The organism is Pseudomonas sp. St316 (assembly GCF_018325905.1).
GTDB lineage: Bacteria > Pseudomonadota > Gammaproteobacteria > Pseudomonadales > Pseudomonadaceae > Aquipseudomonas.
Map to the genome: position 1 here is coordinate 428,402 of NZ_AP021901.1, position 21,090 is coordinate 449,491.

The 21,090-nt window shown below is 60.3% G+C and carries 19 protein-coding genes and 2 pseudogenes; 12 read left to right on the top strand and 9 right to left on the bottom strand.

Going from position 1 to position 21,090, the window contains the following annotated elements; translation table 11 throughout:
• Positions 1-26 precede the first annotated feature (26 nt).
• Genes rfbD through rfbB form a run of 4 tightly spaced genes read right to left on the bottom strand, consistent with a single transcriptional unit; the run spans position 27 to position 3,398 of the window.
• Positions 27-908, bottom strand: coding sequence for a dTDP-4-dehydrorhamnose reductase (gene rfbD, locus KI237_RS01820; protein ID WP_212798550.1), 882 nt, complete (start codon positions 906-908; stop codon positions 27-29).
• The gene (rfbC, locus tag KI237_RS01825) at positions 905-1,450 is read right to left on the bottom strand and encodes a dTDP-4-dehydrorhamnose 3,5-epimerase (RefSeq protein WP_212798551.1); all 546 of its coding nucleotides are present in this window, start codon (positions 1,448-1,450) and stop codon (positions 905-907) included. Before rfbC ends, rfbD begins: the two co-directional genes overlap by 4 nt.
• A complete protein-coding gene (rfbA, locus tag KI237_RS01830) occupies positions 1,447-2,319 on the bottom strand; it encodes a glucose-1-phosphate thymidylyltransferase RfbA (protein ID WP_212798552.1) in 873 nt (290 codons plus the stop codon). Before rfbA ends, rfbC begins: the two co-directional genes overlap by 4 nt.
• On the bottom strand, positions 2,316-3,398 hold the full coding sequence (gene rfbB, locus KI237_RS01835) for a dTDP-glucose 4,6-dehydratase (protein ID WP_212798553.1): 1,083 nt from the start codon (positions 3,396-3,398) through the stop codon (positions 2,316-2,318). Before rfbB ends, rfbA begins: the two co-directional genes overlap by 4 nt.
• A gap of 210 nt (positions 3,399-3,608) precedes the next feature.
• Here rfbB and KI237_RS01840 point away from each other — a divergent pair.
• From KI237_RS01840 to KI237_RS01880, 9 genes and pseudogenes are all read left to right on the top strand, one after another.
• Positions 3,609-6,520, top strand: a pseudogene (locus KI237_RS01840) (aminotransferase).
• A gap of 253 nt (positions 6,521-6,773) precedes the next feature.
• Positions 6,774-7,880 carry an agmatine deiminase gene (gene aguA / locus KI237_RS01845; RefSeq protein ID WP_212798554.1) on the top strand — a complete coding sequence of 369 codons (1,107 nt, stop codon included), beginning with the start codon at positions 6,774-6,776 and terminating at the stop codon, positions 7,878-7,880.
• Between the two features lie 243 nt (positions 7,881-8,123).
• Positions 8,124-8,324: a hypothetical protein gene (locus KI237_RS01850; protein WP_212798555.1), complete on the top strand. Its 201-nt coding sequence runs from the start codon at positions 8,124-8,126 to the stop codon at positions 8,322-8,324.
• A 300-nt stretch (positions 8,325-8,624) separates the two neighbouring features.
• Positions 8,625-9,296 (top strand): DsbA family protein, encoded by a 672-nt coding sequence (locus KI237_RS01855; RefSeq protein ID WP_212798556.1) that lies wholly within the window; start codon positions 8,625-8,627, stop codon positions 9,294-9,296.
• A gap of 252 nt (positions 9,297-9,548) precedes the next feature.
• Positions 9,549-10,835 carry an OprD family porin gene (locus KI237_RS01860; protein WP_212798557.1) on the top strand — a complete coding sequence of 429 codons (1,287 nt, stop codon included), beginning with the start codon at positions 9,549-9,551 and terminating at the stop codon, positions 10,833-10,835.
• A gap of 235 nt (positions 10,836-11,070) precedes the next feature.
• A complete protein-coding gene (locus KI237_RS01865; protein ID WP_212798558.1) occupies positions 11,071-11,817 on the top strand; it encodes a 2OG-Fe dioxygenase family protein in 747 nt (248 codons plus the stop codon).
• A gap of 13 nt (positions 11,818-11,830) precedes the next feature.
• Positions 11,831-12,268 carry a GNAT family N-acetyltransferase gene (locus tag KI237_RS01870; RefSeq protein WP_212798559.1) on the top strand — a complete coding sequence of 146 codons (438 nt, stop codon included), beginning with the start codon at positions 11,831-11,833 and terminating at the stop codon, positions 12,266-12,268.
• Positions 12,265-12,977: pseudogene (locus tag KI237_RS01875) on the top strand (AzlC family ABC transporter permease). The gene KI237_RS01870 and the pseudogene KI237_RS01875 overlap by 4 nt, the downstream one beginning before the upstream one ends.
• A complete protein-coding gene (locus tag KI237_RS01880; RefSeq protein ID WP_013692053.1) occupies positions 12,956-13,273 on the top strand; it encodes an AzlD domain-containing protein in 318 nt (105 codons plus the stop codon). The pseudogene KI237_RS01875 and the gene KI237_RS01880 overlap by 22 nt, the downstream one beginning before the upstream one ends.
• Here KI237_RS01880 and KI237_RS01885 read toward each other — a convergent pair.
• Positions 13,190-14,116: a LysR family transcriptional regulator gene (locus KI237_RS01885; protein WP_212798560.1), complete on the bottom strand. Its 927-nt coding sequence runs from the start codon at positions 14,114-14,116 to the stop codon at positions 13,190-13,192. The genes KI237_RS01880 and KI237_RS01885 overlap by 84 nt on opposite strands.
• A 293-nt stretch (positions 14,117-14,409) precedes the next feature.
• Here KI237_RS01885 and KI237_RS01890 point away from each other — a divergent pair, with 293 nt between their 5' ends.
• Together KI237_RS01890 and KI237_RS01895 are read left to right on the top strand one after the other, a co-directional pair.
• Complete coding sequence (locus KI237_RS01890; RefSeq protein WP_212798561.1) at positions 14,410-14,820, top strand: MbcA/ParS/Xre antitoxin family protein; 411 nt, start codon at positions 14,410-14,412, stop codon at positions 14,818-14,820.
• Entirely contained in the window at positions 14,820-15,497 is a 678-nt protein-coding gene (locus KI237_RS01895) for an RES family NAD+ phosphorylase (RefSeq protein ID WP_212798562.1), read from the top strand. Before KI237_RS01890 ends, KI237_RS01895 begins: the two co-directional genes overlap by 1 nt.
• 112 nt (positions 15,498-15,609) lie before the next feature.
• On the opposite strand, the gene KI237_RS01900 is transcribed toward KI237_RS01895, so the two are convergent.
• From KI237_RS01900 to KI237_RS01910, 3 genes are all read right to left on the bottom strand, one after another.
• Positions 15,610-16,767 (bottom strand): AAA family ATPase, encoded by a 1,158-nt coding sequence (locus KI237_RS01900; protein ID WP_212798563.1) that lies wholly within the window; start codon positions 16,765-16,767, stop codon positions 15,610-15,612.
• A 167-nt stretch (positions 16,768-16,934) separates the two neighbouring features.
• A complete protein-coding gene (locus tag KI237_RS01905) occupies positions 16,935-18,542 on the bottom strand; it encodes a methyl-accepting chemotaxis protein (protein WP_212798564.1) in 1,608 nt (535 codons plus the stop codon).
• A gap of 183 nt (positions 18,543-18,725) precedes the next feature.
• A complete protein-coding gene (locus KI237_RS01910) occupies positions 18,726-19,667 on the bottom strand; it encodes a LysR family transcriptional regulator (protein ID WP_212798565.1) in 942 nt (313 codons plus the stop codon).
• Positions 19,668-19,764: 97 nt separating this feature from the next.
• Here KI237_RS01910 and KI237_RS01915 point away from each other — a divergent pair, with 97 nt between their 5' ends.
• The gene (locus KI237_RS01915; RefSeq protein WP_212798566.1) at positions 19,765-20,529 is read left to right on the top strand and encodes an SDR family oxidoreductase; all 765 of its coding nucleotides are present in this window, start codon (positions 19,765-19,767) and stop codon (positions 20,527-20,529) included.
• Positions 20,530-20,782: 253 nt separating this feature from the next.
• Here KI237_RS01915 and KI237_RS01920 read toward each other — a convergent pair whose 3' ends face one another.
• Positions 20,783-21,061, bottom strand: coding sequence for a DUF3077 domain-containing protein (locus KI237_RS01920; RefSeq protein ID WP_212798567.1), 279 nt, complete (start codon positions 21,059-21,061; stop codon positions 20,783-20,785).
• Positions 21,062-21,090 lie beyond the last annotated feature (29 nt).

The window sequence follows — 21,090 nt, forward strand, 5'->3', positions numbered from 1 at the left end:
TCGCAAATACTATTTGTAAGGCAGTACTAGGCTTGTCCGGCGAGGCACCACTGCAACGCGCTTCGCCAGTCAGGCTGGCTCACCCCCCACTCCTTGAGCAGGGGTGTGCAGTCCAGGCGCGAGTTCGGCGGCCGCGGGGCCGGAGTCGGATAGGCGCTCGACGCAATGGGCTCAAGCAGTGCGCACGGCTTGTGCCGTTCGAGCAGGTTTTCGCCGATGGCCTGGGCGAAACCGAACCAGGATGTCTCGCCCCGGGCTGTCAGGTGATAGGTGCCCCAGGCGCCGGGTTGGCCGGCTTGCCAGCGCTCGATCAGTTGCGCGGTGCTGTCGGCAATGGTGCCCGCCCAGGTCGGTGCACCGATTTGATCGGCAACCACCCGCAATTGCGGTTTTTCTTGCAACAGGCGTTGCATGGTCAACAGGAAATTGCGGCCCTCGGTGGAGTACACCCAACTGGTGCGCAGTATCAGGTGCTGGCCGCCAGCCTGGCGGATGGCGTTTTCGCCGGCCAGTTTGCTGCGTCCGTAGACACTGAGTGGGTTGGGCGTGTCGTCCTCGGTATAGGGGGCGGGCTTGAGGCCATCGAAGACGTAGTCGGTGGAGTAATGAATCAGCGGGACGCCCAGTGCAACCGCTGCCTGGGCCAGAATGCCCGGTGCCGTGGCATTGATGGCAAACGCCCGTTCCGGTTCACTTTCGGCCTGATCGACGGCCGTGTGGGCGGCGGCATTGATGATCAGGCCGGGCTTGAGGGCTTCGACGGACGCGCGCAGGGAGTCCGGTTGCGCCAGATCGAGTTGCTCGCTACCGCGTACGATCAACTCGCCCAGGTCGCTCAGGCGCGACTGGAGGGCCCGGGAAACCTGGCCATTCTGGCCGATGATCAGGATGCGCAAGGGAGCATTCATGGGAACAGGTCTGCCTCGTGCAAGGTCTTGCCGTTCTGGTCCTTGGCCGAGAGGATCGGCGCGCCTTCGAGCTCCCAATCGATGGCCAACTGCGGATCGTCCCAGCGAATGCACCGCTCGGCCGAGGGGGCGTAGTAATCAGTGGTCTTGTAGAGGAAGTCCGCTGATTCGCTCAGTACGACGAAACCGTGGGCGAAACCTGGCGGGACCCACATCTGCCGGTGGTTCTGCGCCGACAGTCGTACGCTGGCCCATTGGCCGAAGGTCGGCGAGCTGCGGCGGATGTCCACCGCGACATCGAGCACTTCCCCCGCCGTGACGCGCACGAGTTTTCCCTGGGCCTGTTCGATCTGATAATGCAGGCCCCGCAGCACGCCCCTGGTGGAGCGTGAATGGTTGTCCTGGACGAACTGCAGGGTGCAGCCAGTCGCCTCGGCAAACGCCCGGGCATTGAAGCTTTCGTAGAAAAAACCCCGGTCGTCGCCAAAGACTTTCGGTTCGATGACCAGGACGTCTGGCAAGCGAGTGGCGATGACATTCATCGTGTTTCTCCGGCGATATTGAACAAGTACTGGCCGTAGCCGGTCTTGCCAAAATACTGGGCGCGTTCAAGGACGTGCTCGCGGCTGACCCAGCCTTGCTGGTAGGCAATTTCTTCCAGGCAAGCCACTTTCAGGCCTTGGCGATGTTCGATGGTCTGCACGTATTGCGAGGCTTCCAGCAGGCTGTCGTGGGTGCCGGTGTCCAGCCAGGCAAAACCACGGCCGAAGCGCTCGACGTGCAGGTCGCCGCGTTGCAGGTAGGCATTGTTGACGTCGGTGATTTCCAGTTCGCCGCGCTTGGATGGCTTGATGGTCTTGGCGATCTTGATCACGTCGTTGTCGTAGAAATACAGGCCGGTCACCGCGTAGCTGGATTTGGGCGCTGTGGGTTTTTCTTCGATGGACATCGCCCGTCCTTCGGTATCGAAGTCGATCACGCCAAAACGCTCGGGGTCCTTGACCCAGTAGCCGAACACGGTCGCGCCACTCTGCCGGTTGACGGCGGTCTGCAGTTGTTCGCCAAAATGCTGGCCGTGGAAAATGTTGTCGCCCAGGATCAGGCATACCGAGTCGCTGCCAATGAACTGTTCGCCAATCAGGAACGCCTGGGCCAGGCCATCGGGGGTCGGCTGCTCGGCGTAGCTGAACTGCACGCCAAACTGATGGCCGTCGCCCAAGAGGGCGCGGTATTGCGGCAGATCCTGCGGGGTGGAAATCACCAATATGTCCTTGATGCCGGCGAGCATCAGTACCGATATCGGGTAATAAATCATCGGTTTGTCATAAACCGGCAAGAGCTGCTTGGAAACGCCAAGGGTGATCGGGTGTAGACGTGTGCCGGAACCGCCGGCCAGAACAATGCCTTTCATGCAATTGCATCCTTGTTGTCGAGCGAGCCCAGGCGCTCGCCCTGATAGCTACCGTCCTGGACACGTTGGCACCACAGCAGGTTTTCGAGGTACCACTGCACGGTCTTGCGCAGACCGGTCTCGAAGGTTTCCCGAGGCGTCCAGCCCAGTTCCCGTTCGATCTTGCCCGCGTCGATGGCGTAGCGCAGGTCGTGGCCGGGGCGATCCTGGACGAAGCTGATCAGGTCGGCGTAGTGCTCGACGCCTTCGGGTTTGCGTGGCGCCAGTTCTTCGAGCAGCGCGCAGATGCTGCGCACCACGTCGATGTTTTTCTGCTCGTTGTGCCCGCCAATGTTGTACGTCTCACCGACCGCGCCTTCGGTGACGACCTTGAGCAATGCACGGGCATGGTCTTCGACGAACAGCCAGTCACGCACTTGCTGGCCGTTGCCGTAGACCGGCAGCGGTTTACCGGCCAGGGCATTGAGAATCACCAACGGAATCAACTTCTCGGGGAAGTGAAATGGCCCGTAGTTGTTCGAGCAGTTGGTCACCAGCACGGGCAAGCCGTAGGTGCGTTGCCAGGCGCGGACCAGGTGGTCGGACGCCGCCTTGCTCGCCGAATACGGTGAGCTTGGGGCATAGGGGGTGGTTTCGGTGAACAGGTCGTCCACGCCGTGCAAGTCGCCATACACTTCGTCGGTGGAAATATGGTGGAAGCGAAACGCGCGCTTCTGCGGCTCGGGCAAGGCCAGCCAATACGCGCGAGTGGCTTCCAGCAGGCTGTAGGTGCCCACGATGTTGGTCTGGATGAATTCCGCCGGGCCATCGATGGAGCGGTCCACATGGGACTCGGCCGCCAGGTGCATGATGGCCTCGGGCTTGAATCGCGCCAGCAGCGCACTGACGGTCGCTTGATCGACGATGTCGGCCTGGATGAACTCGTAACGGCTGTCGTGATCGATGCTGCTCAGCGATTCGAGATTGCCGGCATACGTCAGCTTGTCGAGGTTCAGGACCTGGTGCTCGGTGTCGAGGATCAAGTGCCGTATGAGTGCCGAGCCGATGAAGCCAGCACCGCCAGTGATGAGAATGCGCATCCAGTTAAGCCTTTTTCCGTGGGACGACAAAGCATAGGTGCATAGCTTGTCGGCATGGCGGGAGCGGTGCAAGCAAATATCCCATGCACAGCCCCTCCCGACACAGCTTCTCAGGAGGGCTGTGCATATTTTTGAACAGGAGGGGGTTGCTTATCCCCCGACTCAGTGGCGAGATAGGGACCCGAACAAAACCATTTCAGGGGTCCTTGTATGCCATTCGCTACGTTGGTTCACCGTGCCAGTTTGCCGAGCCCACAGATCAGCGCCGAACAAGCGCTGGTGCTGCTGCGCTCCAATTACGGACTCAGCGGTGACCTGCGACCCCTTGGCAGCCACCAGGACCTCAACTACCGCGTCGACAGCGAGCGCGGGCGCTTCGTGTTGAAAATTTGCCACGGCGACTACGCTGTCCAGGAAATCCAGGCCCAACATGCTGCCTTGAAGCAGTTGGCCGGACATGACGCGGTGAAAGTACCGCGGGTCATTGCAGCCCTTGACGGGCAAGACCTGCTGACATTGGACGTCGACGGCCAAGCGGTTCATATGCGACTGCTGGAGTACATCGACGGCCAGTCCCTCACCCAGCTCAAGCACTTGACGCCCGAGCTGGTGACCGGCCTGGGCCGCCTGTGCGCGGAAATGGACCTGGCCCTGGCGACATTCGACCACCCGGGCCTTGCGCGCACCCTGCAATGGGACGCGCGCCACGCCCCCGCCCTGGTCGATCACCTGTTGCCGGTCATCGACGACGATCAGCGACGCCAACTGATCGCCGAGATCGCGCAACAGGCCGAGCGGCGCTTGCAGCCGCTCAAGGCCAGCCTGCCGATGCAGGCGATTCATATGGACATCACCGATGACAACGTGGTCTGGCAGCGCGATGCCCAGCGCCAATGGCAATTGCAGGGCGTCATCGATTTCGGCGACCTGATCCGCACCTGGCGCATCACTGACTTGTCGGTGACCTGCGCGGCCCTGCTGCACCATGCCGACGGCGATCCGTTCTTTATCTTGCCGGCGATCAAGGCCTACCAGGCGGTCAACCCCTTGCAACGCGAAGAGCTGCTGGCGCTATGGCCACTGATCGTGGCACGCGCCGCGGTACTGGTGCTCAGCGGTGAGCAGCAGGTTTGCATCGACCCGGACAACCAATACAGCCGCGACAACCTGGCGCATGAGTGGGAGATTTTTCGGGTCGCCCACTCGGTGCCCTTCGAACTGATGGAAGCGGCGATTCTCACCGCCGTCGGCCACGGCCTGTCGCCGATTGCCAGCGAAGGCTTTGCGCCGCTGCTGCCAACTCTGGTGGGACGTGAGTTTGCGCTGATTGACCTGGGTGTACTGAGCCCGCATTTCGAGGCCGGCAATTGGGAGCAGCCGGGGATCGACCAGCGCCTGCTGAGTGAGGCCGCTGGCGTCCATGGCCTGGCCGCCAGCCGCTACGGGCAGTACCGGTTATCCCGCACTCGGCCGGACAGCGCCGGCGAACCCGATACTTATCCACTGCACGTGGAGTTGAGCGTTCCCGGGGGACGCCGCTCGAATCCCCGTTCGCAGGGGTCGTGCACAAGGCTGCCGACGGCCTGTTGCAGCTGGACAGCGCACAGTTGAGCGTGCGGCTGTGGGGCGTGACGTCGCCGCTGCATTCCGGCGCGGCACTGGTCAAGGGGCAGGTGCTGGGCGAAGTGACGGGGCCGTTGCGGGTCCAGTTGTGCCGTGGCGCCCAGGTGAATCCACCGCTGTTCTGCACGCCCTCCAGGGCACTGGCCTGGCAGGCGCTATGCCCTTCGCCGGCGGTGCTGCTGGGACTGGCTTGCGATGCCGAGCCGGAGATTGATCCCCAGGTGCTGCTGGCCCGTCGCGATGCGAGCTTTGCCCGTTCGCAGAAGCACTATTACGTCGATCCGCCGCGTATCGAGCGCGGCTGGCGCAATCACCTGATCGACATGCAGGGCCGCTCCTACCTGGACATGCTCAACAATGTCGCGGTGCTGGGCCATGGTCATCCACGCATGGCGGCAGTGGCTGCCCGGCAATGGTCGCTGCTCAATACCAACTCGCGTTTCCACTATGCGGCGATTGCCGAATTTTCCGAACGCCTGCTGGCGTTGGCGCCGTCCAACATGGACCGGGTGTTCCTGGTCAACAGCGGCACCGAGGCCAATGACCTGGCGATCCGCCTGGCCTGGGCCTACAGCGGCGGGCGGGACATGCTCAGCGTACTGGAGGCCTATCACGGCTGGTCGGTGGCGGCCGATGCGGTCTCGACGTCCATTGCCGACAACCCCCTGGCCCTGAGCAGCCGCCCGGACTGGGTGCATCCGGTGACGGCACCGAACACCTATCGCGGCGAATTCCGTGGCCTCGACACTGCGCCGGACTACGTGCGCAGCGTGGAACACAACCTGGCGAAAATCGCCGAGAGCAAGCGCCAGCTTGCCGGTTTCATCTGCGAACCGGTGTACGGCAACGCCGGTGGGATCGCGCTGCCGCCTGGTTACCTGAAGCAGGTCTACGCGAGGGTGCGCGAGCGTGGTGGGGTTTGCATCGCCGACGAAGTACAGGTCGGTTACGGGCGCATGGGCGAGTTTTTCTGGGGCTTCGAAGAGCAAGGCGTGGTGCCGGACATCATCACCATGGCCAAGGGCATGGGCAACGGCCAGCCGCTGGGCGCGGTCATTACCCGCCGGGAGATCGCCGAGGCGCTGGAAGCCGAGGGTTATTTCTTTTCGTCGGCCGGAGGCAGCCCGGTCAGTTGCCAGATCGGCATGGCGGTGCTGGATGTCATGGAAGAAGAAAATCTCTGGGAAAACGCCCGAGTAGTGGGCGGGCACTTCAAGGCGCGGCTGGAGGCCTTGATCGACCGCTATCCATTGGTCGGCGCGGTCCATGGCTCCGGGTTCTACCTGGGCGTGGAACTGATCCGCGATCGCGACACGTTGGAGCCGGCCACTGAAGAAACCACGGCGCTGTGCAACCGCCTGCGAGCGTTGGGGATCTTCATGCAACCGACCGGCGATTACCTGAACATCCTCAAGATCAAACCGCCGATGGTCACCACGCGCCAGAGCGTGGATTTCTTCGTCGATATGCTGGTGAAGGTCTTGGACGAGGGGTTGTAATTCATCTGGAACGCCAAGCCGTTCCCGGTGGGAGTGGGCTTGCTCGCGATGACGGTGTCCAAGCCAATAGTGATTTGGCTGACTCGCCGCTTATCGCGAGCAAGCTCGCTCCCACAGGGTTAGGCGGTCTTTCTAAAATCGATTTTTGTCGATGTTTTCCGCTATTTCAAGATGCTGATTAGTTATTTTGACTTTATTAGTCGATATTTATCGTTTATAAAGTTGCCACTTCCCATCGCCCAGGAGATGACCCATGACAACGTTGCACAGCACTCCGCGCGCGGATGGTTTCCACATGCCTGCCGAGTGGGCGACCCAGACCCAGGTCTGGATGATCTGGCCCGAGCGCCCGGACAACTGGCGCCTGGGCGGCAAGCCCGCGCAGGCTGCCCACGTAGCGGTCGCCAAGGCTATCGCCCGTTTTGAACCGGTGACCGTGGCGGTGTCTGCGGCCCAGTACGAAAATGCCCGGGCGCGTCTCGACGTGCCGAATATCCGCCTGGTGGAAATGTCCAGCGACGACGCCTGGGTTCGCGACACAGGGCCGACGTTCGTCATCAATGACAACGGCGAAGTGCGCGGTGTCGATTGGGATTTCAACGCCTGGGGCGGTTTCGACGGTGGCCTGTATGCGCCGTGGAACCGTGATGCGCAAGTGGCCGGCAAGATCCTTGAGATCGAGCGCAGCCCGCGTTATCGCACCGAAGGTTTTGTGCTCGAGGGCGGCTCGATCCACGTGGATGGCGAAGGCACCCTGATCACCACCGAAGAGTGCCTGCTCAACCGCAATCGCAACCCGCACTTGAGCCGTGAAGAGATCGAGGCCGTGCTCAGCGCGCAGTTGGCGGTGGACAAGATCATCTGGCTGCCGGACGGTCTGTTCAATGACGAAACCGACGGCCACGTGGATAACTTTTGCTGCTACGTGCGGCCAGGCGAAGTCCTGCTTGCCTGGACCGACGACCCGCAAGACCCGAACTACGCCCGCTGCCACGCGGCAATGAATGTGCTGCAAAACAGCACTGACGCCAAGGGACGCCCGTTCACAGTGCACAAAATGCCGATTCCGGGGCCGCTGTATGCCACCGAAGAAGAATGTGCCGGCGTGGACGCGGCAGAGGGTTCCCAGGAACGCAACCCAACCGTGCGGCTGGCCGGTTCCTATGTGAATTTCCTGATCGTCAACGGCGGCATCATCGCCCCAAGTTTTGACGATCCGCTGGACGCACCGGCCAGGGACATCCTGCAGAACCTGTTCCCGCAGCACGAAGTGGTCATGGTGCCAGGGCGCGAACTGTTACTGGGGGGCGGGAATATCCATTGCCTTACTCAACAGCAACCGGCGCCGCGGGCAAAATGAGTGGCGATGTAACAGCTGGGTGACATCGACTGCGCCGGCTCTAGGTCGGCGCTTTTGGATCCATCATGGCAAGCCCGCGGCCCGATTGGGCCGTGGGTTTTTTTGTGCCTGTTTATGGCTGCCGCGGATACATTGGCATAGCTCTTGTATCAGCACCTGTGCAGTTTCGGGGAGCGGAACTGCGTTGTTTTGTCATAAACCTTGGATAAATTGGCCGCTCATCAACCAGGAGAGGGCGCTGGAATGAATATGACAAGCGAGCGCACATGCCATCCCTTGGCCGTTAATGGTGAGTCGCTTCAAGCCCTGGCGCAGTGGTTGAAGTCCAACGGAACGCGTCAGATCAGAGAGCCTGATCCGCGCCGGATCATCGTTGAGCGTTACCCCGTTGGCCTGTTCAGCGAGGCGGAGCTGGAAGCGTTGTGGGACGTGATGCAAGGATAGAATTCGACGGATTGATAAGAAGCGCTGGCCGGGATGGCAGCGCTTTTTTTGTGTCCGCAGGCTTTCGGATTCACACAAATCCCTGCGTGCGGGCTTGCTCGCGATAGCGGTGGGTCAACAACACTGCTGTTGACTGACACACGGCCATCGCGAGCAAGCTCGCTCCCACAGCGGGGGTGTTCAAATTCAGTGGGCATTCGACCGATCCACGAAACACACTGAAAACCGTTCCAGCGTTTTTCCGCAGCGCGCTCAAGACTACCCTGCTGCCATCCAATCCTCATGGTTAGCGGAGTTCCCATGACCACTCTTCATTATATTTACGATCCGCTGTGCGGCTGGTGTTACGGCGCCAAGCCGTTGGTGCAGGCCGCCCGGACCGTTTTGCCGGTCATTGCCCATGGCGGCGGCATGATGACCGGTGCCAATCGCCAGCAGGTTTCGCCGCAATTGCGTAATTACGTGATGCCCCACGACCAGCGCATCGCCGAATATTCCGGGCAGCCGTTTGGCGAGGCCTATTTCGAAGGTTTGCTGCGTGACCACAGCGCCGTGTTCGATTCGGCGCCGCCGACCGCCGCCATCCTCGCTGCCGAACAGCTCGGCGGCCACGGCCTGGAATTGCTCGGGCGCCTGCAAACCGCACATTACGTCGAAGGCCTTCGCATCGCTGACGAAACCGTTCTGCTGGCGTTCGCTCAAGCCATCGGCCTGCCAGCCCAGGCATTCCTGGCGGCGTTGCGCGCGGTTGATGTGCAGGGGCATATCAAGGCCAGTCGTACCTTGCTGGCCCAGGTCGGTGGCCAGGGTTTCCCGACCTTTGCCCTGGAGCAGGACGGCCAGTACACACGAATTGACATCGGCCCCTGGTTCGGCAAACCCGAGGCATTCGCCCAATGGCTAACGCAAGCCCTGCCGGCGCAGGTATCCACGCCATCGGCGGCTTGCGGTTTGGATGGCTGTTCGTTTTGAATCGGTTGTTAGAAGTTTTTTGCCTAATTACAGACGATTCACGAAATTGACACACCCTTGAGGGCGCGACTAGGATTCGTCCTACGCCTGTGGCTAACAGCCATGATTCTTAAATAATAAAAAGGCCCGACACGATCTCTCGTGGGCGGGCCTTTTCATTATTTCCAGGAGCAAGAGTCCGAAAAAGAGCGCAAAAAGCGCCATTTCGGTTGCCCGCCGCAGTGCGTATCAACCCGTACAAGGAAAATAATTATGTTGAACAAGCGCATTAGTTTGATCGCACTGGGGATCTTGAGCACGACACACGCCATGGCCAACGACCAGGCTGAGTCCAAGGGGTTCGTTGAAGACAGCAGCTTGAAAGTGCTGTTGCGCAACGCTTATATCAACCGCGATTACAAAGATGGCAACGACGACAAGGCCGAGTGGGGCCAAGCGGCCATCGGTACCTTCTCGTCCGGTTTCACCCAGGGCACCGTCGGTGTCGGTGTGGATGCGTTCGGCCTGTACGCGCTGCGCCTGGACGGCGGCAAGGGCCGTAGCGGTGCGCAAGGCATCGATTTCTTCAAGCAAGGTGACAGCGGCAACGCGGCCGATGACCTGTCCAAGTTCGGTGCAGCGGTCAAGTTCCGCGTCTCCAACACCGTGCTGGCCTACGGTGACCAGATGCCGGCCCTGCCGGTGCTCAGCTATGACAACTCGCGCCTGCTGCCGGAAAGCTACACCGGCACGCTGATCACCTCCAAGGAGATCAAGGGCCTGGAACTCAATGCCGGCCGTTTCACCGCCGAATCGCGCAAGAGCGCCGAAGGCCGCGACAGCGGTGGCCTGAAGTCGATCAACGTCTTGGGCGGCAGCTATCAGTTCACCGAGCAGTTCAAGGCTTCGCTCTACGCTTCGGATGTCGAGGATGTATTGAAGAAGCAATACGTGAACGCCAACTATGTGTTCCCGCTGGCCAAGGATCAGTCCCTGACCCTGGATTTCAACGGTTATCGCACCAAGCTGGACAACAGCTACGTGCGTGAAAACAACGTCACCGGCGATGACAACAAGATCTGGAGCCTGGCTGCCACCTTCGCCACGGGCCCGCACAGCTTCACGCTCGCCCACCAGCGCAGCACCGGCGACAGCAACCTGGGTTATGCCTACGGTGGCTATCAGCGCGGGCAGAATCGGGTGGGTGATGGCGGTAACACGATCTACCTGGCCAACTCCTACTGGTCCGACTTCAACGCTGAAGACGAACGCAGCTGGCAGTTGGGCTATGGCCTGGACTTCACCACCTTCGGCGTACCGGGCCTGACCTATAACGTCGCTTATGTGCGTGGCGATAACATCACCACCTCCACCAGCGAAGGCGGTACTGAGCGCGAGATCTTCAACCAGTTCAAGTACGTGGTCCAGAGCGGCCCGGCCAAGGACTTGAGCGTAAGGTTGCGCAGTTCCGTGCTGCGGGTGTCGCAGAAGTCCAGCGAGTACAACGTCAGCGGCAATGAGCTGCGGGTGTTCGTGGATTACCCGATCAACGTCTTCTGATGCCTGATCGCATGACAAGCGCCTGATAAAAACCCCCGACGTCAACTCGGGGGTTTTTTACCTTTTGGCGCCAGAAAAGTCGCAAAGAGCGCCCGTTTCCCCGAGAAAAAGTCGTACTAATGCAACCCCAAGCGCCGTTTCAAACACGGCTTGAAGTGCCTCAAATACTTTCTCATGGACGTAAATCCTGCACCTACTAGATTAGGCCGCTCAATGCAGCGGAGACCTATGAAAAATGATCGTTCTGAACAGGGAAGTGGGCGAAGCGCTAAGACGTGATAAATACGTCAACGTTCGCGGTGGGGACTTCAACCTCTACGGTCATTTCGGCGATTTTGTCCGGCTGACCAAAAGCTGGGAAAACATGGAGCCCGACAGTTACTACGGCCAGGCCGAGTCAGGCATGCGTTTTCGCCGCTACAGCGACTTCGAATACAACCCCAGGACCCGTGAGCTCATGCAGCTCGAACACCGGGCCTACATTCAGTCCAAGGCCAATAACAGCTATGTCGGCGGCCTGGAGCGGCACTTCCAGGACTTCTCCAACGAAGTGATGAACTCGCCGGTGATGCGCAGCCTGATCGACACGGACTTCGAGGTGTACAAGAACGTCCTGCCACAGGAACTGCACGATGAAATCTGGCAGTGCCAGATCCACCAGATCCGCATCGAGATCAAGCCGGGTAAAGAGTTGGAAATCACCCCCGAAGGCATCCACTGCGACGGGTATCCGTTCAGCGGCGTGCACTTCTGGGGCCGCCATAATGTGGCGGGCGCCGAAAGCCGCTTGTACACCGCCCAGGAAGAACAACTGGCGGCGATTACCTACGAGGACATCCTCGACACCACGTTTTTCCTGGACCGCGACATGCGTCATTACGTGACCCCGGCGCGCAACACCCATAGCCATGACATGGCGTACCGGCAGATCCTGGCCATTTCGTTCTCGCGGCCCGGGACCGCTTTCGACATTGTTCGCTGAACGGCTCGAACCCATGGACGACCCGACGCAGCAGGTCCTGTTGCGCCGAACCATGGTCCGGGACGCCGAGCGACTGGAGCGGTTCTTTCGCGGTTTCGACGAAGTGTCGTTCTGCGAATGGCAGGACGCCCGATTCTTGCGCGGTGTGTTGTTGCAGGAAACCACCACCGCCTACCTGGCCATCGATGCGAGCGGTGAAGTAGTGGGTGCGGTGATCGGCGGCATGCTCGGTACCCGCGGCACGATCAATCACTTGGCGGTCAGCCCGCAGCATCGCACCAAAGGCCTGGGCCAGCGCCTGGTCGAGGCCGCATCGGCTGACATGAAGCGGGTAGGCGTGCTGCGCATGTTCCTTTTCGTCGACGATGCTAATCTGGCCGGCAAGCGTTTCTGGGCCGCCCAGGGGTTCTGTGAGCCTCGGGGTGAAATCACCTTCGAGAGGGATTTATGAACAAGACTTCCAGCCAGCCGCTGGCGGTCGAACCACAAGCCTCGCGTACCTTTGCTGAAGCCAGTCCGGTGGTAGCGGGTTATTTTACGGTTTCGTTTGTGTTCGGTCTGATGGCGGTCAACGCCGGGCTACCCTTGTGGTTGCCGGTGGCGATGTGCCTGTTCGTTTACGCGGGCGCTTCGCAATTTGCGGCGCTGGCGTTGATTTCGAGCGGCGCGTCGCTGACCACCATCGTGCTCACCACGTTCCTGATCAATGCCCGGCACATGCTGATGTCGGTCTACATGGCCAAGGCCCTGCGAGCGCTGGGGCTCAGCCGTTTCGAGCGCTGGTGCTACGCGGCGGGGCTGACGGACGAGTCGTTCGCGTTCCACAGTGTCAAGCTCGGCAGCGGGGCGCCAGTGAGCGTTCGCTACCTGATCGGTTTCAACCTGTTCTGCCACACCTCTTGGGTATTGGGTGGCTTGCTGGGCGCCGTATGTGCGCAATACGCGGCGCACCTCATCAAATATCAGCTCGACTATGCCCTGACGGCGATGATGCTCTATGTCCTGGTTTCGTTGTGCAACACCCGCAACAAGTTGATCGCAGCCCTGGCGGCTGTCGTCTGCATGGGGGGCTGAGCCTGCTGGGCAGCTCGCCGTTCAATGTCTTCATTGCCACGTTCGTTGGCTGCGGGGTGGGCGTATGCCTGACCAAACGTTCCTGATCCTGGTCGTGGTCCTGATGATGGCCGTGACCTTCCTGCCACGCGCCCTGCCGCTGCAGATCAACACCGAACACTGGCCGCCCTTCGTCGCCCGTGCCCTGGAATACCTGCCAGTGGCGATCGTCGCTGCCATCAGCCTGACTCCCTTGTTGATCAAGGATCAGCGGATACAACTCGACCGCCCTGAATTTTATGCCGCGATTCCGACGCTGTTATGTGCGTATTTCAGCCGTAACCTGTTTCTCAGTGTGGCGGTGGGCACGGCGGCGTACATCGCGCTCGGTTCGTTCCTGTAGCGTCAGGTCCACCACATCGTGCAATGCCTGGCCCGACAACTCCGGATTGTTCACCGCCAGGCGGACCTCCAGGAAATCCTCGAAATCCGGGAAAATCGCCAGGCCATTGCGCAGCGCGGCTTCCCGGGACACCAGCCCCAAGCCATCGAGCTGGGTGATCAACGACAACGTCAGCGTTTCACTGCAGGAATACACCATGCGTTGGCTCGACCCGTATTCGCCCAGGCCTGCATCGAGAAAGCGCAGGAAGCTGTGGGAATACGGACATTCTTCTGCCGGGCGCACCTGAAACTTGTCACCGAGCAGGCCAAGGGAATCGTCCGCGTCGCCACAATGGGCGCCGACCACCCGCACCTGCACATCCGGCATGGTGATGCTGGAAAAACCGGCCTGTTGCTGCCCGATCAGGATCGCCAGGTCAAAATCTTCATTCCTGAGCTTGCTCAGGTTCTCCATCGACTCGGCGTAGCTGAATTCCAGCTGATACTGGGGGAACACAGCGATCAACCGATCGATCATCCGCCGGTTGAACTCCGCCGGCAGGGTGGTATTGAGCGCCACTCTGAGCGTGCGCTGTCGCGGGGTCTTGAGCGCCGCGACTTTCTCTTCCAACTGCCGGGTGGCAACCAGCACCTGATCCATGAAGGGGGTCAGTTCCGAGCCTTGGCTCGTCAACGTCAGGCCCTTGTTCGAGCGCCGGAACAACCGGAAACCGAACTGTTCCTCGACCTTGTTCAACTGCGCCGCCAGCGCCTGCACCGTGAGGCACGAATGCTCGGCCGCTGCCGACAAGGAGCCGGTCTGCACGATACGCATGAGGTTGCGTAGGGTTCTGCTATCCATGAGGTAATGCCCTCTGCTTAAGTGGGCTCGCTATTGTTGTGCTCCTGGCCCGGGCCAGGTAGTGCATGCGCGCTATCATCATGCACCTTGCCACGGTTGTCGCGATTTTGTGCCGAAAAGCGCCGGGAGGCGATGGTTGGAGCTTATGCGGGATTTGGGGATTTTGCCCAGTCGGTGCTGGCCAAGATCGGTTAGCTGGAGCGCTTTAGTCCGCTTGCGAATAAAAACTTAAAAATAATCCATATCTGTACTATCCTCTAAGCACCACCCCCGCGACAAAGGAGCCCAAACCCATGGCGACTTCCTCCATCAACCTCAATGCACAGCAACAGTTGGACTCCCCGGGCGCGGGTCGAGTCGCATTGAAGTTTTTCTTCAACCTCATGGATCTCTGGGGCTGCAGCGTCGAACAGCAGCGCACATTGCTGGGCAAGGTGGGCAACACGACCTTCTACAAATACAAACAGTTGCCGGAAAACGTGAAGCTGCCTCGCGATACGCTCGAGCGCATTTCCTACCTCATGGGTATCCACAAGGCGCTGAGCATCATCTTCAGCAACAGCCGGGACCGTGCCTATCAGTGGGTCAGCAGCCCGAACACTGCGGCACCGTTCAACGGCCAGTCGGCGCTGTCCTACATGCTGACCGGGCGGGTGGTGGACATCGCCGATGTGCGGCGATACCTCGACGGAGTGCGCGGTTGATGATGCCTCCACTGGCGGACCCGCAATGGAAACGGGCCTATCGGATCGTCAACAGCAGCTTCCCGCCGATTTCGCTGTTTGAAGACGTACTCGACCCCGAAGACCTGCCCACGGCCTACGCCCTGGAAGCGTTGACCAACGACCGGCTGATGGAACAAGCCGGCGTGCTGTCCCGGGTACGCCCCGAGGACCGCATTTCCGGGCCCGGCTCTTCGCCGGTGATGGCGGCGTTTACCCACATCGGCAAAAGCAGCCGCTTCAGCGACGGCACCTTCGGCGTCTACTACGCCGCCAGCAGCCAGGAAGCCGCCATCGCCGAGACCTGCTTCCACCAGGCACGATTCCTCGGCGCGACCAACGAGCCCGACCTGGAGTTGACCATGCGCACCTACGTCAACAAGGTCGTCAAACCCTTGCACGACGTCCGCCACGACTATCCCCACCTCCACGACCCGGACCCTACAGCCTACGGCCCGTCCCAAGTGTTCGCCCGGCAACTGCGGGAAACCTTGTCGTGGGGGCTGCTGTACAACAGCGTCCGCCTGCCCGGCCACGAGTGCGTGGCCGCGTTTCGCCCGCCGGCGGTGTCGATTCCGGTGCAGGGCAAGCATATTCGGTATGTCTGGAGTGCCCAGAAGCGGGAGATTTCGTTTGTGTTTGAGGTGAGTCAGGTGTGAATTGGAATAGGAAGAACACCTGACAGAATCAGCAACCCTGCTCACAGGATCGTGCAACCTCGTGGCGAGGGAGCTTGCTCCCGCTGGGCCGCGCAGCGGCCCTGTTTGTGAATCAACTTGCCGCGATCAACGCTTGTTCTTCCAACCATATTTCCTGAACGAACGGATCTGTAATCGCATAGATCCCATGTCCGCGACGCATGATGATATTTTCGGCCACCAAGGCAATCACCACAGGTTGAATTTCTTCTATACGAACATCGCGACCCACGGCTTTTGAGTATTCTGCTGCCGCGTCAACGGAAAAAATGCCGCGAGCGTCCGCTGCTGCCGAGGCGATTTTATTGAAGATGGCTTGAGCCAGACTGCCCAATTGCTCAACCTTCTCAAGCTCGATGTTTGCCGCGGCGGAGCGCAGCGTACTGGCGATGACGGGCAAGAAAAGGTCTGGATTACCCTCTTGTTGCAAGACTTGCCTAAGGGCCTTGAGCATTTCTTCCGGGCGGTTACCCAGTGTATTGAAAGCTTGCGTTGCGACTTCAAGCGACGGCAGTTTGTGTTGGCTGACCGTCATTGCCAGGCGGTTCAGCAGATACTCGACATAATCACCTTTCAAGACGGGATACGCCGTGGAAGTCGCGCCGGAAAAACCCTGGTTACGTTTTGCCGTGAGTTCGCTGACCTGCGCTCGGTGAGAGCCTGTGCCGATGAACAGAAAGTAACCCGGAGTATTGGGGCGAGGGTTGATGGCGTCACGAGCGGCTTTCAGCGCGAGCAACATCTGGTTCCCATCTTCAGAGGCGATGGCGTGTTGCACCTCGTCGACGATAAGCACCAGGTCAGTCTTGGCTTGATCGACAACTTCGGTGAATGCTTGCGCGAGCGTCGTGCCCCCAACATCACCGACTCCTTCAAGTTTAAAACCGAACTTGAATCCTGCCGCGCCGATATCGACGCCGCCGACCCGCCTGAGTTTTTCAAGCAGCCCAGAGGTGGGGGTTTGTAATTCCTGTAGCGCTCTACGAATGGCGTCGTGCAGTAAGGTGGCCGGGTTGGCGAGGGTATTGCTCCAGAGGTCCACGTAAATAACGAGCGCACCCTCTTTTTCCAATGTCGGAATCAGGTCGCTGCGCAAAAAAGTCGTTTTGCCGGTTCTACGCAACCCGGACAGGAACAGGCCTGAACGCAAACCTTCGTCAAGAACCCCCGGATTAAGAAGCTGATTGGCCATGCTTTCAGCCAGTTCCGGGCGCTGGAAAATGCTGCTCATGCAATTATTCTGTTTTATGGATTAGCCATAATTATTGCTGAGCCATAATTTAGCATAAGATTTTGCGCAGGCTGAAAGCGAAACGTTTGCTCGTTGATCAGTGGGACTCAAGGGCCGCTGTGCAGCCCAGCGGGAGCAAGCTCCCGCGCCGTAACAGTGTCGATTGATCAAATCTTGAACTGCTGCACCGAAGCCTGCATCGACCCCGCCGCATGGTTCAATTGATCCGCCGTTTGCGTCAGGGTGTGAATCGAGCGGGTATTCTCGCGGGACTGCTCGGCGATCGACTCCACCCGCTGGGCCATCTCGTCACTGGCTTTGGACTGCTCGGCAATGGTCTGGGAAATCTCCTCCACCACTTCGGCCGCATGCCGGGCGCCGGTGCGGATTTCGCTGATGGACACCCCGGCCTGCTGGGCCAGGTTGACGCCTTCGTCCACGCGACTGACGCACGCCTGCATGTTCGCCACCGCGTCCCGGGCGCTGGACTGGATGCGCTCGATCATCGCGGTGATTTCCTGGGTGGACTGGGTCGTGCGCGCCGCCAGGTTGCGCACCTCGTCGGCCACCACCGCAAAACCACGGCCCGCCTCACCGGCACGGGCGGCTTCGATGGCGGCGTTGAGCGCCAGCAAGTTGGTCTGTTCGGCGATGCTCTTGATCACCTGGATGATGGAATGAATGTCCTCGGACGATGCGTCCAATGCCGTGATCTTGCTGGATGACTGGTTGACCACTTCGGCGATCCGGTTCATGCCTTCCACCACCCCGAGAATCACCTGGCCACCGCTGCTCGCCAAATGCTCGGACTGTGCGGAAATCGTCCGGGCGCTGTCGGCGTGCTGATGGATCTGGCTGATGTTCGCCATCATCTGTTCCATGCTCGCGGCCATGCTGGTTGCGCTCTGGGCCTGCTGATCGGCGCTGGACACAATCTGCCGCGCCGTATCGCCCAGGTTCCGGGACGTACCGTGCAAGTCATCGCTCTGGCCACGAATCGTGGCGATCATCTGCCGCAGATTGGTCTGCATCTGCTCGATCACCCCCTGCAACTGACCCAGCTCATCCTTGCTTTGCGCGCCCATCGAGCGCTGCAAATCCCCTTGGGAGATCGCCTGGGTGTTGAGGATGATCTTGTTCAGCGGCGTGAGCACAGCCTTGAGCAAGTTCCACGACAACAACACCAGCGCCACGCAGGTGGCCAGCAGCGTCAGGACGAGCCAGCGTTGGGCGCTTTGGATGCTGGTGTCCTGAAGCTCGCGAGACACCTGCGCCTGTTTTTCGATCAGCTCACTGACCGCCTCGTTGCGTACCTCCAGCGCCGAAAACGCGCTGTCGAACTCCGCCCGCAACGCCCGGCCGTCCTGAGCGCCGCCCAGTGCCTTGGTGATCACCTGTTTGGCCTTATCGATATACGTCTCGACCTGGGGCTTCAACTCGACAATCGCCTGGGCGACATCCTTGGGCAACTTCGCCTCCGCGTTATCGGCAATCACCTGGCGCATGCGCTGCGTATGCTCATCGAACGCATCCGTAACCTCTTTGCCCGCCGCCGCATCCCCCGGCGCCACCAGCAAGGCCGCCAGCACATCACCCCGAATGGCGTCATGCATCATGTCTGCCTCCATGTGCTTGCGCATGGCCGAGATACTGGTCTCATTCTGCGCCAGGGATTCGGTCATGGCGTGATAACCCCACAACCCGATACCGCCAAGCAACAGCGCAAAAGAAAGACTGACCAACCCCGAGCCTATGACCTTGGTGCGGATCTTCATCGCTGACTGCTCCTGGAGCGGGGGAATTCTGGGAAAGTGTAGACGAGCGTGAGCGGAGCCTTGGGTCAGGCCATGCCCTTATTTGGGTATCGGCGGGGTAAATGATTAGATGAATACGCCGCAAACTGTTTGGACAGAAGGCACGGTCGAGGGGATTTTTTCGCAGGGCTGCGAAGCAGGCGCCTACGCCTTCGCTACGATCTCGTCCCATGCCGTGGGGGTAGGAAATAGCTCGTTCAGAAAACCCACAAACGCTTTAACGTTCGGGCTTCCTCGGCGGCTTTCAGGCCACAAGGCCGTGATGGAGGAGCGGTCGACTGCGAACTGTGGAAAGAGCGGTTTCAGTTCTCCCCGGGCAACATAGGGCGCCGCGACATAAGTGGGTGAAATGCCAATGCCACCGCCCGCTGCGAGCACCGCAGCCACCGCATCACTGGCGTCGATGACGATGGCTGCGTCGGGTACGATCTCCACCATTCGATCCCCCACGCTGAATGGCCAGCGCAACGCTTGACCCGAACTCTGGTAGCGAAAATTCACGCAGTCATGGTCGGCCAGATCACTGAGCTCCCGCGGCGTGCCGCGTTTGGCTAGATAGGCTGGCGAGGCAAAAGCGCAAATTCGATGCGGCCCCAGCGTACGAGAGATGAGTCGCGAGTCGGCCAGCTCGCCCACGCGCACGGCCACATCGATGCCTTGCTCAATGATGTCCGCAAACTGATCGCCCAAACGCAGGTCGATGGCGAGCTTGGGGTAGCGCTCGCGAAATCTGGGAATCGCCGGCGCCAATATGTTCAGCCCGATAGGCGGTGGCGCTGTCACTTTCAAGGTGCCGGAGGGCTCCGCGCGCGAGGCCGCTGCGGCCTGCTCGATGTCCTCCACCTCTCGCAGAATTCGCAGCGCTCGTTCGTACAGGTCCCGGCCTTCCGCTGTCAGGGTGAGCGAGCGTGTGGTGCGGTTGAACAAACTCAGCTCGAAATGCTGCTCCAGACGTTGCACGCTCTTGCTGATGGCGGAGGGCGACACCGATAAATCGCGCGCAGCAGCGGTATAACTGCCCAAAGAGGCAGCCCGGGCAAAGGCAATGAGACCCGTAAGGCGGTCCAACCCTATTTGTTCCTTCATGGCATTAGTAAAGCGACTTATGCCCTAATTATCAATATGGGATCTCGCCTTTAATCTTTGCTCATCGACGCCATCAAGGCGTTCAAGGAGAGAGACCATGAGCCATTCCACTGCTACCCCAAACGCATTTACCCAAACGCTTCCAGCCCAACTCGAAGGCCGCACCGTGGTGATTTTCGGCGGCACGTCTGGCATCGGTCTAGCCGCCGCGATTCAAGCCAAAGCGGCCGGTGCACGCGTGACCGTAATTGGCTCCAATGCTGAACGTGCCAAGCAAGCCGCTCTGGAACACGGGCTCGCCGGCTGGCGTGCCGCTGATGTCACCCACAGCGAGGCCATCTACACCGCCTTGGCGGACATCCCCCACGTGGATCATCTGGTTCTACTCGCCGGCACATTTGTGGGGGGCAAGGTACTGGAGGCGGAAATCGATCACCTGCGCCGAGCGTTCGAAGAGCGGATGTGGGCTTCTGTGCACGCCATTCGCGCGCTCGGGGATCGTTTATCCAAGGACGGCTCCATCACCTTTATTTCTGGCTGCTTGGCCGACCGGCCCAATGCCCATGGCACCGCTGTACTCGCTGCCGCTTCGGCAGCCATGGAAGCACTGGCCCGTGGCCTGGCCCTCGAACTGGCGCCGATTCGCGTCAACACCCTGTCCCCAGGCCCGATCGACACCCCCATTTTCAGCAAAGCCCTGGGCGAGGGGCGCGATGCGTATGTTCGCGCATGGGAACAAGCACTGCCGTTGCACCGCGTGGGCACCGCCGCTGAGGCGGGCGCCGCTACCGTATTCCTCATGACCAACACGTTCATGAACGGCGCCACGCTGAACATTGACGGTGGGGCTCGGCTGGTCTGAACGTAAACCCGTGGCAAGGGAGTCCCTGTGGCGAGGGGATAAATCCCCTCGCCACAAAAGGCGGTGCTCGACTCACTGAGACACATTGCCGAACTGTGTTTTGGAGAGAATGTTTACTATTAAAATCAGTAAGTTGTAGTTTGTTTCATGAGGGGTTGCTCCCGCCGGGGTGCGAAGCAGCCCTTCTTTAACTGCCCCTGCAGACTAAGCCCAATGCTGCCCCGCTCAGTGAGCAGCATTGCGCCTGTGGCTCTTAAGCCGGATGACTCCCCGGCGCCTCCAGCACCTTCACCACATCATCGATGACGGCCTTGCTCATATCCTGCAAATAACATGACGCCCAGGCATACCGATCCGTGCTGCGAATCATCGCCGCGTCCTCGGCCAGGACCTTGGCAACGTGGAGCAGATCGGAGGCGTGGGACAGGGCTTCGCCGATGGGAATGCCGCTGTTGACGCGAAATAGCGGGCGGTCGGAGTGGTAGCAGAAGGGGGTTAGGCCTGGGGTTTTGAGGTCTTTTGGATGGGTCATTGCGCACCTCCATTTGCCAATTGGCGGCG